Source organism: Saccharopolyspora sp. NPDC045839, assembly GCF_056431645.1.
Genome location: NZ_JBWKKH010000024.1, coordinates 70,812 through 83,488, shown reverse-complemented (window position 1 = coordinate 83,488; position 12,677 = coordinate 70,812). Strand labels below are relative to the sequence as shown.

Genomic DNA, 12,677 nt, shown 5'->3' with positions numbered 1-12,677 from the left:
GTCGGAGCGGGTCCCGGGGCGAGCGGGGGTTCATTCCTCCCGGAAACCGCGTGCCTTGAGCGCGAGCCACAGCTCGGTCTGCGCGTCGACGTTCTCGAGGCTGTGCCCGGTCAGCTGGGTGATCCGCTGGATCCGGTTGCGGACCGTGTGCCGGTGCACCCCCATCCGCTCGGCGCAGGCCTCGATCGACCGCCGTTCGATCAGCCAGGTGTGGAGCGTGCGGAGCAGCACCTCGCCGTTGCCGGTGGCTTCGATCGGGGCGAGGACGGCGCCGGCGAAGGCGCTGAGGTAATCGGTGTCGGCGACGTTGAGGAGGAACTCGTGCGCGGCACCGTCGACGAACTCGATCAGCGAGCCCGTGCGCCGGCTCGTGGCCAGCGCCGACGTCGCCTGACGCATCGTCCGCGACGCCCCTCCCGGCGACACGGCGGTTCCGATGCCCACCGGCACATCGAGCCCGTAGTCCTGGAGGATCCGCTTCGGCTCGCCCACGGCCAGGCATTCCACGAGGCGATCGCGCTGCCGCAGCAACGGCGTTCCGAGCACCACGGCGAGATCGTCGACCAGCACCTCGGCATGGGTGTCCGATCTCGCCTCGACCGCGATTCCCCACAGGTTCCGGGTCTCGACGCCGAGGCTCTTCAGCAACGCCCGGGCCCGCCCGTCGTCGTCGATCGACAGCAGGTTCGCGAAGTGCTGCGCCCGACGTCGCCGGGCCGGCTCGTCGAGGAACCACCGCCGCTCGAATTCGAGGGCGAGCAGCGACAGCAGGGTCGGCACCGCCAACTCGGCCTTCGACAGCTGCGAATCGGTGCGGGCGACGTAGCCGCGCACCGTGGTCTCCCCGGAGAACGGGGACACCACGAGTTCGGCGTCGATTCCCGGGATTTCGCCCGCCGGCAGGCACAACCGTTCACCGAGCGCCGGCGGCTCCGCCCGAACCTGGGCGCTGACCGCTTCGAGCGCCTCGGCGGCGAGCCCCGCGTTCTTGCCGAGCACCCGCCCGACCCGGTCGAGCACGCCGGCGCCTTCTCCGGTCGACCGGTGCCATTCCACGAGCAGGTTGTCCACGCTGCCACCGCGCGCCACGATCCAGGTCAGGCGCACCTGCATGGCGAAGGAGTCCTGGAGGATCGCTCGTTCGGACTCGGCCTGCGCGGCGATGACCGCGCGAGTGATGTTCACGAACGATGTCGTCGCCGGCGCGGTGAGCAGTGGGAGGTCGTGCTCGCGTGCGAGTTCGACGAGCATCTCCGGCGCCTTGGCGAAGGGCGCGTGCGGACCTACTCCGACGACGAGGGCCGCGACGCCGCAGGCATCGAGCTCGGCGACGTAGTGCGACCAGGCTTGCGCGTCCTGCCCGAGCAGCGTGCCCGTGGTCATCACGAGCTCGCCGCCCTCCAGCCATTGGCCGGGGGAGGGGAGCTCGGCGACGTGCGGGACGTCGACGACCGTGCGCATCCCCGGCCCGGCATGTGCGACGGCGAGGTGGAGCCGGTCGAGAGCGACGACATCGGCGACCGTGAGCGCGTGAGCGGTGCTTCCCATGCGGGGATCCTACTGGGCCGGAACTTGTCCCCAGCGGAGAAGAACCACCGCCCGTCTTGTACAGGGTGGAGATTGTTCGGGTGATCCATCGGCCATAGCGTGAGCGCGTCAGTTCACTCGGCGCGTCGCCGTCGAGACGCACGATCCCGTGGAGGGAGACGCGATGATCAAGCAGAACGAGTACTACGAAGGCCGGGTCCGCAGCCTCGAGTTCGCCAACGCGCAGGGCAAGTTCACCGTCGGAGTCATGGAACCGGGGGAGTGGACCTTCGAGGCGCCGACCCGGGAGTGGATGATCCTGACCCGCGGCTCATGGGACGTCAAACTCCCGGGTTCGGAGGAGTGGAAGACCTTCGGGGAAGGCGATTCCTTCCAGATCGAGGGCAACGAGTCCTTCACGGTGCGCATCACGGACACCGTCGCGTACCTCTGCCCGTACACCTGATCCTCTCCGCCGCGCGGACCGTCGTCCCGGGAGCGGAACCAGGAGCCGGCGCGCACCGCAAGCGCCGGCTCCTGGTTCCGCGATCGTCCACGCGGCTCATGGCACTGCTCGGCCAGGTTCCCGAATTTGCTTGGAACCGGGATCTCGTCCGGTGTTCTCGGCTTCCGATCTTGCCGCGAGGCTCGTTTCGGAATGGCTCCGCCAGGCTGATCCCGAAGGCTCCCGGAGCCTGGCACCGGTGGCGGCTTCGCGCGAAACCGATGCACTGCATCCCCGGCGGCCAGGTCCCACGCGCGCGCCATTCTGAATCGACCCCCTGAAATCGGGTGGCTATCCCCCGGTTGGTCAGGCTCCTGATCTTGGCTGGAATTGGAATTTCGCCCGGCGTTTCCGGCTTCCGGTCTTACCCGAAACCGCGAGGGGTTCCCTTCCGGCGTGCCGGTCTGGTGGTTCGCGGCGCCGTCCGGCGGATCGGCAGTGGTGCAGTGCCGGGCTTGCGCGCGGGGCGGGATGGAACACGCCGGGATGTCGGTTCTCGAAGCGATCGACGACATCCGCACGATCACGAACGGGACGGTCCGCCCTGGATCGGCCGCGCGGGCCCAGGCCCGGGAGTCGGTGTCATGCCCGGGACATGACGCCGACTCCCGAGGTCACGGCGCGGCGGGTGCCGGTTCGATGCCGGCGACGAGGTTGAAGGTGCCGGTGAGCTGGTTCAGGGCGACCAGCCCGACGACGTCGGCGATGGTGCGCTCGGTCCAGCCGTGGGCGGCGAGTGCGGCGATGTCGTCGTCGCCGATCGTCGCGGGTTCGGCCACCACGTTCACGACGAAGGCGAGCAGCGCGGCCTCCCGGGGATCGGCCGAGGTGCCCTGGCGGGCCAGGGCGATGTCGGTGTCGCTGAGGCCGAGGGCTTTCGCGGCGTCGGTGTGGGCGGCCAGGCAGGACGCGCAGCCGAGCCATTCCTGCACCGCCAGCGAGACCTTCTCGCCCAGCGCCGCGGGCAGCCTGGCCCGCTTCATCGCGCGGGAGAACGACAGGTAGCCGGTCAGCAGCGCGGGCGAGTGCGCCATGGTGCGGACCATGTCGCCGGCCGTGCCGTGGCGGCCGATGATCTCCGCCAGCAGTTCGCTGGACTTGGCCGGTGCGTCGGCGGGTTCGAGCGGCTTGAGACGTCGCATGTGGTGCTCCGGGGTTCGGGGCCGCCGCCCGCCCAGCGAGGCGGGCGGCGGCCGGTGGTCAGGCGTTCGTGCTCTGGGGTTCGGTCGCGGAACGCTTGCCGCGCAAGCTCATCCCGGCGATGAGCGCACCGGCGATCGCGATGCCGGCGGCACCGACGAAGGCGGCCGAGACACCGCTGGTGAGCGCGGCGGGATCGCCGATCCGGTCGACGCCCCGCGACGTCGCCAGCGCCGTCATCGCGGCAAGGCCCAGGGCCGACCCGATCTGGTAGCTGGTGTTGACGATTCCCGAGGCCAGCCCGCCTTCCTCGGGCCGGGCGGCGGAGATGGCAGTGCCCAGCGAGGGGACGAACGCCAGCGCCATGCCCGCCGCGGCCACCAGCGAGGCGGGCAGCACATCGGCCGCGTAGTTGCCGTCCGTTCGCACCAGGGCCAGCCACCCCAGCCCGAGCGCGAGCAGGACCAGGCCCGACACGATCATCGGCTTGACCCCGAAGCGGGCGGCCAGCCTCGGCGCGATGACGATCATCAGCAGCATGATGACCGTGGTCATCGGCAGCAGCGCGGAGCCGCTGGCGAAGGCGCCGAGGCCGAGCACCTGCTGCAGGTAGAGGTTCAGGAAGAACCACATCGGGATCCACGCCGCGCCCAGCAGCAGCTGTGCGATGTTGGCCGCGCCGAGGTCCGGGGTCCGGAAGATGCCGAGCCGGACCAGGGGAGTGCGGCGCTTGGCCTGGACGACCAGGAAGGCCGCCAGCAGCGCGACCGCCGCGACCAGGCCGATGACGGTTTCGGCGGAACCCCAACCGGTTTCGGGCGCGCGGACGATGGCGTAGACCGCGACGGCGAGCCCGCCGGTGGCCAGGAACGCGCCGAGCAGGTCCGTGGAGCCGCGCTGCGCCGAACCGGCCGGCATCAGGGCGGGGGTGAGCGCGAGCGCGAGCACCGCGATCGGGATGTTCAGGTAGAAGACCCACGGCCAGCTCAGGTATTCGGTGATGACACCGCCGAGGAAGACGCCGGCGGTTCCGCCGGCCGGGGCGGCGGCGCCGTAGAGCGCGAGCGCCTTGCCGAGTTCCTTCGGCGTTGCGCCGAAGAGCATCATCAGCAGCGTCAGCGCGGACGGCGCGATCAGCGCGGATCCCGCGCCTTGCAGCGCCCGCCCGGCCAGCTCGACCCACGCCGTGCCGGCGGCCCCGGCGACGGCGGAGCCGGCGAGCAGCACGAGCCAGCCGGCGGCGAACATCCGGCGCGCGCCGAGCAGGTCGGACAGCCTGCCGCCGAGCAGCAGCAGGCCGCCGAAGGCGATGACGTAGGCGTTGAACACCCACGAGAGGTTCTCCTGGGAGAAGCCCAGATCCGCCTGCATCCGCGGCAGGGCGACGCCGATGATCGAGGTGTCCATGATCACCATGAACTGGGCCAGGGCGATGAGCGCGAGCGCCCACCACCTGCGTGGCGATCGGGTTGGTGCGGACATGTCGGGACTCCTCGCGTGATTCGAAAGATCGGATACTGATACCCCCTAGGGGTATAGACGAGCGGGGCCGGGATGTCCAGTCCGCGCCGATCGCCGATGCGAGTGCGGCGGATGGTCTGGCTCGAGTTCCGCTCGACCCGGATCTCCTGTCGGGGTGCGGGTTTTGCTGCGCCACCTCGGCGAATGGCCGTTCTGGCCCGGCGGTTGCCGTCTCGGTCCGGTTGTACCCCCAAGGGGTATGTCGTGGATCACGTTGCGCCCCGGTTTGATCGTTTGGCATAGTCCTCCGTGTTCGAGAGATACCCCTAGGGGGTATACAAGAAGGAGGCGGCGACGATGAACGCGTCGGCGAATGTCGGTCACCACCAGCACCACGCCCACCAGGGGCACGCGACCGGCCACCAGCACCACGGCGAGCATGGTCACGCGGCCGGTCACCAGGGCCACGGGGCCGGGGGCGTGCCGCAGGGGCTGCAGATCACGAAGGACGGGTACACCTTCGCGCCGGAGACGACCCGGTTGGCGGCGGGCGACGTCGCCGACTACCGGTTCCGGATCCTCGGACCCGACGGCGCCGCGCTGACCTCGCTGGCCGAGGTGCACGGCAAGAAGATCCACCTCATCGTCGTCCGCCGGGACCTCACCGGGTTCTGGCACGTGCACCCCGTCGAGGTGGGCGGCGGCGCCTGGTCGGTGCCGCTGGAGCTCGCGGAGGCCGGCGAGTACCGGGTCTTCATCGACTTCCAGCCGGAAGGTGGGCCGGCGCTCACCCTCGGCGCAGACCTGGCGGTCGCCGGTGACTACCGGCCGCGCCCGGTGCCGGAGGTCGCCGCCGTCTCGGCGGTCGACGGCTACGAAGTGGAGCTCGGCGGGGAGCTGGTCGCCGGCCGGGCGAACCCGCTCACCCTCGTGGTGCGCCGCGACGGCGTGCCGGTCACCGACCTGCAGCCGTACCTCGGCGCCTACGGCCACCTGGTCGCGCTCCGGCTGGGAGACCTGGCGTACCTGCACGTCCACCCGGACGGTTCGCCGGAGGACGGCGTGACCCGCCCGGGGCCCGAGGTCGCGTTCCACGCGGAAGTGCCGGGTCCGGGCACCTACCGCTTGTTCCTCGACTTCAAGCACGCGGGGAAGGTCCGCACCGCTCAGTTCACCGCACTCGCCGAGTAGGCCGCCGATATACCCCCTACCAGTATGTTTGATACCCTGCGGGGGTATTGATCAAGTTCGTTCCCAGAAGAGGAGATCCGATGAGTGAGAGCACCTTCGTCGTCAAGGGCATGACGTGCTCGGGTTGCATGAGCAAGGTGACGTCCGCGGTCACGGGCGTCGAGGGCGTCACCGACGTCGACGTGGACATCAGCAACGGCGAGCTCACGGTCGTCAGCGCCTCGCCGGTCGACCCGGACGCGATCCGCAAGGCCGTCAACGAGGCCGGATACCAGGTCGCGAGCTGACGGCGGCGAATCGATGAGCGATCCGACCCCGGCCGAGCCGTCCGTGGTGATCAAGACCGTGGACAACGGGCCGTACCAGGTCAAAGGACCCGTCAAGATCGTCGACCACGAGAACAACACCTACGAGCTCGGCCCCGGCCGCACCCGGCTGCTGTGCCGATGCGGGCTCTCGGCGAAGAAGCCGTTCTGCGACGGATCGCACGCGCGGGAAGGATTCTCCGCGGCCGAGCGGGCCGGCGAGGAGGCAGCGGAATAGCAAGGGGCGAAAGGCCGGTGGCGGAACGACCGCCACCGGCCTTCCGCAGCAAGCGCCACGCGGTCAGGACGTCGCGGAATCCGCCGCGCCTCTGGAGAAGTAGTGGTCGCGGCGGGTGACGAAGATCGAGGTCTGGAGCACGATCCGGGATTTGCGGTCGCCGAGGGCCCGCAGCACGTTGACGACCCCGCCGTAGCCGATGCGCTGCACGGAGTCGGCCCGGCCGGCGGCGTCGGAACCGTGCGCGAAGATGATGGCGTCGACATCCCGGACGGCCGCGCGCAGCCCGGCCGGATCTTCGAGGTCGCCGACGACGATCTCGGTGCCGGGCAGGAGGGCGCGGGCGCGCTGTTCGTTGCGGGCCAGGGCGACCGGCGTGAGGCCGCGCTCGGTGGCGGCCGCGACCACGTGGCGGCCGGTGCGCCCGGTAGCGCCGACGAGGACCCGGTCGATCGATTCGGGCATGGGTCGATCTCCTTCGGAGTCTTGGGGAAAGGGGCTTCCGGCTACTCGGCCGCCGCGGGCGGCCGCACCGCGGCGTCCGTGTCACGGCGAGCGGTCTCGCCGCGCTCGGTCGCGATCCAGCTGGAGAGCAGCTTGAGGGCTTCGTCGGAGGGCGAGCCCGGCTCCGCGGTGTAGCCGAACAGGGTCAGGCCGGTGGCGCTGGCGATGTCGAGGGCCTCGAAGCGGAGCGCCAGGTCGCCGACCACGGGGTGGTGGAACCGCTTCTCGCCGCGCCGGTGCGCCCGCACGTCGTGCGCCGCCCACCGGGTCCGGAACTCGTCGCTGTGGGTGGCCAGCTCCCCGACGATTCCGGTGATGGCCTTGGAATTGGGGGAGCGGGCGGCCTCGACGCGCAGCAGCGCGACCGCGTCGTCGGCGGCCTTCTCCCAGGCCGGGAAAACCTGGTCGGCGCGGTCGTCGAGGAAGATGAACCGGGCCAGGTTCGGTGGCTGCCGGGGCGTCCGCTCGAAGACGTCCGCGTAGAGGGCGCGGCCGAGTGCGTTGGCGGCCACGATGTCGAGGTGGCCGTTCTGCACGATCGCGGGAGCCGTGACCATCGCGTCCATGAGCGCCTGGACGCTCTCCGGTACCTGCCGCGCCGCACGTCCCCGAGCGGGCTTCTTCCGCGCCTGCGCGGTTGCGGATCGAGCTAGGTCGAACAGGTGAGTGGTCTCGGCCTCGTCGAGCTGCAGGGCCTTGGCGATCGAGGCAGGACCTCTTCGGACACGCCGGCGACGTTCCCGCGCTCGATCTGGACGTAGTACTCCGAGCTGACGCCGGCCAGGAGCGCGACCTCCTCGCGCCGCAGGCCCGCGACGCGGCGACGTCCGCTCGACGGAAGCCCCACCTGATCGGGGGTGATCTTGGCGCGGCGGGTCATCAGGAAGTCCTTGATGTCCTTGGCGATCTGCATGACTGCGAGGCTAGGCCGGTTCCGGCGGCTTATGGAGGTTCTGCTGGTACCCCCGACAACCAGGCTCTCCCACGGGCTCGCGGGAGCGCGCAGCCTTGAGTTGTCGCTCGAGCCGACCAGTCGAGCGCCAGCACCAGAGCAACACCGAGGAGCGACCAGTGGAAGCCATCACCTTCCCCAACGGCCCCATCAGCATGGCGGGCAACCTCTACTTCCCGGCGGACTTCGACCCGGCGGGCAGCTACGCGACGATCGTCGCCGTCCACCCCGGTGGTGGCGTGAAGGAGCAGACCGCCGGCCTGTACGCGAGCAAGCTGGCCGAGCGGGGCTTCGTGACGCTTGCCTTCGACGCCTCCTACCAGGGCGACAGCGGCGGTGAGCCGCACCACCTGGAGGACCCGGCCGCCCGCCGACGTGCGCGCCGCGGTGGACCACCTCCAGTCGCTCGACTACGTCGACGCCGAGCGCATCGGCGCGGTGGGAATCTGCGCAGGTGGCGGCTACGCGATCAACGCCGCGATGACCGACTACCGCATCAAGGCGATCACCGCGGTCAGCGGCCTGAACATCGGCACCTCGTTCCGCCGGAACTGGTTCTGCACCGACCCCGACTCGGCCGCCGTGCCCACCCTCCAGGCGCTCGCCCAGCAGCGCACCGCGGAGGCGCAGGGCGCCGAGCCCGCCTACCTGCCGTACGTCCCGGCGGAGCCGGACGACAACACCCCGCGCGACCTGGTCGAGGCCCACGACTACTACCTCACCCCGCGCGCCCAGCACCCGAACGCCAAGAACAAGTTCCTGTTCACCAAGAGCGTCTCCCGGATCTTCACCTTCGACGCCTTCCACATGGTCGAGGACCTGCTCGCCCAGCCGGTCCTGATCGTGGCCGGCAGCGAGGCGGGTTCGCTGTGGATGTCCACGGAACTGCACTCCCGGGTGCGCAGCCCGAAGAAGCTCGTGGTCGTCGACGGAGGCACGCACATGGACTTCTACGACGTGCCGAAGTACGTCGACCGCGCCGTCGAGGAGGCCACGCCGTTCTTCGAGGAGAACCTCGCGAGCCGGTCCTGAGCAGTCCGTCCTCAGCGGACTCGAAGTGAAGAACGCCGCCTTCCCCGGTGATCGCCGGGAACGCGACGATCGGCGGCGATCGGACCCGTGAGCGTTTTGCGCTGCTGTGGCGGCACAAAGCGCTCACGGGCGTTTTCGAGGTGAGTTCGCGGGCTGCAGGCGAACTCGTGAACCGCGGCACACCTCGCGATCACACCAACCCGCGAGGATGCAGGCGTGCATCGTGACGACCGCCCTGATCCCGCCGGCACCGTGATCCGTTCGGCCCCTGACGGCGGGATGAGGAGCACGGGCGCCTGGTCAGCGCGTGCCGGTTCGAGACCTACGCGCGCTGGTCCACCTTGCGTCGTGTCGATCCCGATCGTCACGTTCCTCGGTGCTGTGGCCGGAATCGGCCGGCTCATCGGACCGCACCGCGTTCATCGCAGTGAGCGTGCTCGCCTTCGCCCTCGTCGCCGGGAACATCGTCGTCAGCCGGTGCAGCTTCGACGCCCTCGTCGGCCGCAAGCGGCGGTTGCCCGCAGCGCTCGTCGCCGCGGCCTTCGCGATTCCCGTTCCCGCGATGGGAGTGCTGGTCGCGGAGCCGCCGACGAGATGCCCGGCGGCTCGCGACCGAACTGCCGGTGCGTCATCGTGACCTCGCACGGCCGGCCCGGATACCTGCGGAGAAGGGCTGGATCTGAAACGACACCGCGCGACCCGGCGACTGTCCATTCCAGACACACGGTGCTCGTCCCCGGGAGTCTTCAGCGGTCGTTTCGGTTCATCCCGCAGGCGCCTGGCTCCGGTGGCGATTTCGCGCGAAATCGACGCCCCGCGTGAGAGCAGGACGGCACACCCCACACATGCCCACGCACGATTCTGAAACGACCTCTTAGTACGTTGGAGGGGACGGCGAAGGGGAGTGGGCATGCGGGCGTACGGGTTCTCTGAAGTGGGCGGGCCGGAGAAGCAGGCCTTCCTCGACGTTCCGGTGCCGGAGCCCGGCCCGGGCGAGCTGCTCGTCCAGGTGCGCGCGGCGGGCGTGAACCCGGGGGACTGGCGGCTTCGAGAAGGCTCCTACGGCGTGGCCGGGCCCGCCGTGCTGGGCCGCGAGGTGGCGGGGACCGTCATCTCGCGCGGGCCCGGGGTCGAGGGGTTCTCGGTCGGCGACGAGGTGTTCGGCGGTTGTCCCGGGATGGTCGGCGGCTGGGCCGAGCAGGCGCTGGTCACCGCGTCGTTCGCGGCGCATCGACCGGACGAGGTGTCGCCGGAGGAGGCCGCGGTGCTGCCGGTGGCGGCCGGTACCGCGCACGACGCGCTGGAGAACCTCGGCCTGGATGCCGGGGCGACGCTGCTGGTCAACGGGGCCGGCGGCGGCGTCGGGATTCCGGTCGTGCAGCTCGCGCGAGCCCGGGGGATCAACGTCGTCGGGGTCGCCAGCCCGGCCAAGCACGAGCTGGTGGCGGGATTCGGGGCCGTCCCGGTCGCTTACGGCGACGGTGTCCTGGATCGGGTGCGCGCTGCCGCGCCGGGCGGGGTCGACGCCGTCTTCGACCTCGTCGGTGGCGAGGCCCTGCGCACCGTGGCGGGTCTGGTCGCGGACCGCACCAAGCTGCGCTCGGTGGCCGACAAGCCGTTGGCCCGCGAGCTCGGCGGCGGCGAGGTCGAACGGGACCGGAGCACGGCCGTCCTCACCGCGCTCGCCCGGCTGGTCGCGACGAAGGCGTTGGATCCGCACGTCACGCAGGTCCGGCCGCTCGGCGAAGCCGGCGAAGCCCTCGCCCAGGTCGAGAACGGGCACGCGGTCGGCAAGATCGTCCTCGTTCCCTGAGCGGACCGCCGCCGCCGTTCCGGCCGACCGCGACAACACTTCCGCCATTGCCGGCCACTGAGGGGTGTGACCATGCAATGGACCGGCGCGAGGTCGTCGGCGGAGTCCGCCGACGACCTCGAAGACGGTGACCTCTGGGCGCGCGCGGCACGCGACGACGACGGGGCCTTCGGCGTCCTGTTCGAGCGGCACGTGCAAGCGGTGTGGAACCACGCCTACCGGCTGACGGGTTCCTGGAGCGCCGCCGAAGACCTGACGTCGAGCACCTTCCTCATCGCCTGGCGCAAGCGCGCCGAGGTCGTCCTGGTGCGGGACAGCCTGCTGCCGTGGCTCTACACGGTGGCCGGGAACCTCGCGCGAACGGAGCGCCGGGGCGCGAGCCGGCGGTTGCGGCTGTTGCGCCGCATTCCCGAACCGGACATGGTGTCGGACCACGCCGACGCCGTCGCCGACCAGCTGGACGGCGAGGCGCGGCTGAAGCAGGTGATCGATGCCGTGCGCACGCTGCCGCGAGCGCAGCGGCAGGTCGTGGAGCTGTGCCTGCTCGGCGACCTGTCGATCGCGGATGCGGCGGTGCTGCTCAAGGTCGCCGAGGTCACCGTTCGCTCGCATCTGTCCCGGGCGAAGGCCCAGCTGCGCGACCTGGTGGAGGAGAAATGAACGACGAGCCACGGCTTCCCCCGCGACGTGAACTCCCGCCCGAGGTCCGCGCCAGGTTGCGCGGCCGGGTCGAGGCCGGGATGCCGACGCGCCACCGCGGCCGGGTGGTGGCGGCTTCGGCCGCGGTCGTCCTGCTCGCCGCCGGTGCCGTGATCGGTGTGCAGGTCGCCCGCTCGCAGCTCGTAGAGACGCCCACCGCCGCGCCGCCCGACGCCACGACCAAGACGCTCGACCGGTGCTGGAACGCGGTTCGCGCCGCGGGCAAGACCGGCCAGGTGCCGGATCGGAGCGAATGGGTCAACGCGTCCATCACGGCGCAGGGCGACGATGTCGTCGCCGCGTTCACCGTGCGCGGCAAGCCCGTCTTCTGCGAGACGACGTCGACGACGGTGACGATGTCCGACCCGAACACGGAACCCTTCTACGCCGCCGGAAGCAGCACCGCGCTGCTGCTCTACACCAGCACCGGGGTGGCCGCCGGCGTCGCCGATCCCACGTGGCCCCGGATCATGCTGTCCATGCCGGACGGCTTGGGGGTTTCGGAGAGCGACGTCGCGACGGACACGCGACAGTTCACCAGCTTCACGCTGAGGGACCCGGGGACAACCCGCCTCTGGGCGCAACGACTGGACGAGTACAAGCCGGAGCAGTCGGGCCAGGGCAAGGCGGAGCCGTCGGGTCAGGGCGAACCGGAACAGCCGGGCGAGGGTACGCCGGAGCAGCCGGGGCGGGGCGAGCCGGGGCAGCCGGGTAGGGGCACGGAAAAGGTCATCTGGCCCCGCGCCGAACTGCCCGCGCCGCCGGCGCCGCTGCTCAGCTTGATCGACCGCTCCGGGGACCGGACTTCGCCGGCGGGCAGGGCGCTCGGCGAATGCCTGGGCGGGCTCGCCGAGCCGCCTGCCGACCGGGACGGCTACCAGCCCGGCGTCCTCGTCGAGGACGGGCCGTACCGGGTGGTGCTGGGCCGGACCGCGCAGCACGCGGTGGCCTGCACCACGGAGCCGGATCCGGCCAACCCCGCGGGCAAGATCCACCGGCTGCACACCGACACCTTCGTCGGCCAGTCCATCCCGGTTCGCCGACTCGCGGTGCCCGGATTCGGCAAGGACGGCGCGAAGATCGCGTTCGTGGGCATCGTGCCGCCGTCGGGGGCCTCCATGATCGCCGACTTCTCGCTGGGGCAGGCGTTCGACGTGCCGGTCGCGAACGGGACGTTCGGGATGTGGCTGCCGGAAGGGGCGAAGCCCGTCTCCCCGGACGACGGCACCACGTGGGTCCTCGCGCGGGACGGCGAGAGGCTGCCGTTGTTCAACGGATTCGTGCCGTTGATGTGATGGGGAAGCGGCCGG

Annotated in this window: 15 protein-coding genes; 9 read left to right on the top strand and 6 right to left on the bottom strand. The window is 70.9% G+C overall.

Annotation, left to right across the window (positions count from 1 at the left end; translation table 11 throughout):
• Positions 1-30 precede the first annotated feature (30 nt).
• Entirely contained in the window at positions 31-1,548 is a 1,518-nt protein-coding gene (locus AC07EQ_RS28715) for a PucR family transcriptional regulator (RefSeq protein ID WP_478390985.1), read from the bottom strand.
• Between the two features lie 163 nt (positions 1,549-1,711).
• On the opposite strand from AC07EQ_RS28715, the gene ppnP reads away from it, so the two are divergent.
• Complete coding sequence (gene ppnP, locus AC07EQ_RS28710) at positions 1,712-1,993, top strand: pyrimidine/purine nucleoside phosphorylase (protein ID WP_478390984.1); 282 nt, start codon at positions 1,712-1,714, stop codon at positions 1,991-1,993.
• 653 nt (positions 1,994-2,646) lie between these two features.
• On the opposite strand, the gene AC07EQ_RS28705 is transcribed toward ppnP, so the two are convergent.
• Both AC07EQ_RS28705 and AC07EQ_RS28700 read right to left on the bottom strand, forming a co-directional pair.
• On the bottom strand, positions 2,647-3,174 hold the full coding sequence (locus AC07EQ_RS28705) for a carboxymuconolactone decarboxylase family protein (RefSeq protein ID WP_478390983.1): 528 nt from the start codon (positions 3,172-3,174) through the stop codon (positions 2,647-2,649).
• A 58-nt stretch (positions 3,175-3,232) separates the two neighbouring features.
• On the bottom strand, positions 3,233-4,654 hold the full coding sequence (locus AC07EQ_RS28700) for an MFS transporter (RefSeq protein ID WP_478390982.1): 1,422 nt from the start codon (positions 4,652-4,654) through the stop codon (positions 3,233-3,235).
• A gap of 336 nt (positions 4,655-4,990) precedes the next feature.
• Here AC07EQ_RS28700 and AC07EQ_RS28695 point away from each other — a divergent pair, with 336 nt between their 5' ends.
• The 3 genes from AC07EQ_RS28695 (at position 4,991) to AC07EQ_RS28685 (ending at position 6,367) form a co-directional block, all read left to right on the top strand.
• A complete protein-coding gene (locus tag AC07EQ_RS28695; protein WP_478390981.1) occupies positions 4,991-5,824 on the top strand; it encodes a hypothetical protein in 834 nt (277 codons plus the stop codon).
• Positions 5,825-5,904: 80 nt separating this feature from the next.
• Positions 5,905-6,111 carry a heavy-metal-associated domain-containing protein gene (locus AC07EQ_RS28690; protein ID WP_358386169.1) on the top strand — a complete coding sequence of 69 codons (207 nt, stop codon included), beginning with the start codon at positions 5,905-5,907 and terminating at the stop codon, positions 6,109-6,111.
• Positions 6,112-6,124: 13 nt separating this feature from the next.
• Positions 6,125-6,367 carry a CDGSH iron-sulfur domain-containing protein gene (locus tag AC07EQ_RS28685; RefSeq protein WP_478390980.1) on the top strand — a complete coding sequence of 81 codons (243 nt, stop codon included), beginning with the start codon at positions 6,125-6,127 and terminating at the stop codon, positions 6,365-6,367.
• A gap of 63 nt (positions 6,368-6,430) precedes the next feature.
• Here AC07EQ_RS28685 and AC07EQ_RS28680 read toward each other — a convergent pair whose 3' ends face one another.
• From AC07EQ_RS28680 to AC07EQ_RS28670, 3 genes are all read right to left on the bottom strand, one after another.
• A complete protein-coding gene (locus tag AC07EQ_RS28680; RefSeq protein WP_478390979.1) occupies positions 6,431-6,832 on the bottom strand; it encodes an NAD(P)H-binding protein in 402 nt (133 codons plus the stop codon).
• Between the two features lie 41 nt (positions 6,833-6,873).
• The gene (locus AC07EQ_RS28675) at positions 6,874-7,437 is read right to left on the bottom strand and encodes an MmyB family transcriptional regulator (RefSeq protein WP_478390978.1); all 564 of its coding nucleotides are present in this window, start codon (positions 7,435-7,437) and stop codon (positions 6,874-6,876) included.
• Between the two features lie 83 nt (positions 7,438-7,520).
• Positions 7,521-7,784, bottom strand: a complete 264-nt coding sequence (locus tag AC07EQ_RS28670; RefSeq protein ID WP_478390977.1) for a hypothetical protein — start codon at positions 7,782-7,784, stop codon at positions 7,521-7,523.
• Between the two features lie 375 nt (positions 7,785-8,159).
• Between AC07EQ_RS28670 and AC07EQ_RS28665 the strand changes: the two genes are divergently transcribed.
• From AC07EQ_RS28665 to AC07EQ_RS28645, 5 genes are all read left to right on the top strand, one after another.
• Complete coding sequence (locus tag AC07EQ_RS28665) at positions 8,160-8,855, top strand: alpha/beta hydrolase (RefSeq protein ID WP_478390976.1); 696 nt, start codon at positions 8,160-8,162, stop codon at positions 8,853-8,855.
• A gap of 376 nt (positions 8,856-9,231) precedes the next feature.
• Positions 9,232-9,492: a hypothetical protein gene (locus AC07EQ_RS28660; protein ID WP_478390975.1), complete on the top strand. Its 261-nt coding sequence runs from the start codon at positions 9,232-9,234 to the stop codon at positions 9,490-9,492.
• 273 nt (positions 9,493-9,765) lie between these two features.
• Complete coding sequence (locus tag AC07EQ_RS28655) at positions 9,766-10,668, top strand: NADP-dependent oxidoreductase (protein WP_478390974.1); 903 nt, start codon at positions 9,766-9,768, stop codon at positions 10,666-10,668.
• Positions 10,669-10,740: 72 nt separating this feature from the next.
• A complete protein-coding gene (locus AC07EQ_RS28650; protein ID WP_478391041.1) occupies positions 10,741-11,328 on the top strand; it encodes an RNA polymerase sigma factor in 588 nt (195 codons plus the stop codon).
• Positions 11,325-12,662 carry a hypothetical protein gene (locus tag AC07EQ_RS28645; protein ID WP_478390973.1) on the top strand — a complete coding sequence of 446 codons (1,338 nt, stop codon included), beginning with the start codon at positions 11,325-11,327 and terminating at the stop codon, positions 12,660-12,662. Before AC07EQ_RS28650 ends, AC07EQ_RS28645 begins: the two co-directional genes overlap by 4 nt.
• The last annotated feature ends 15 nt before the right edge of the window (positions 12,663-12,677 follow it).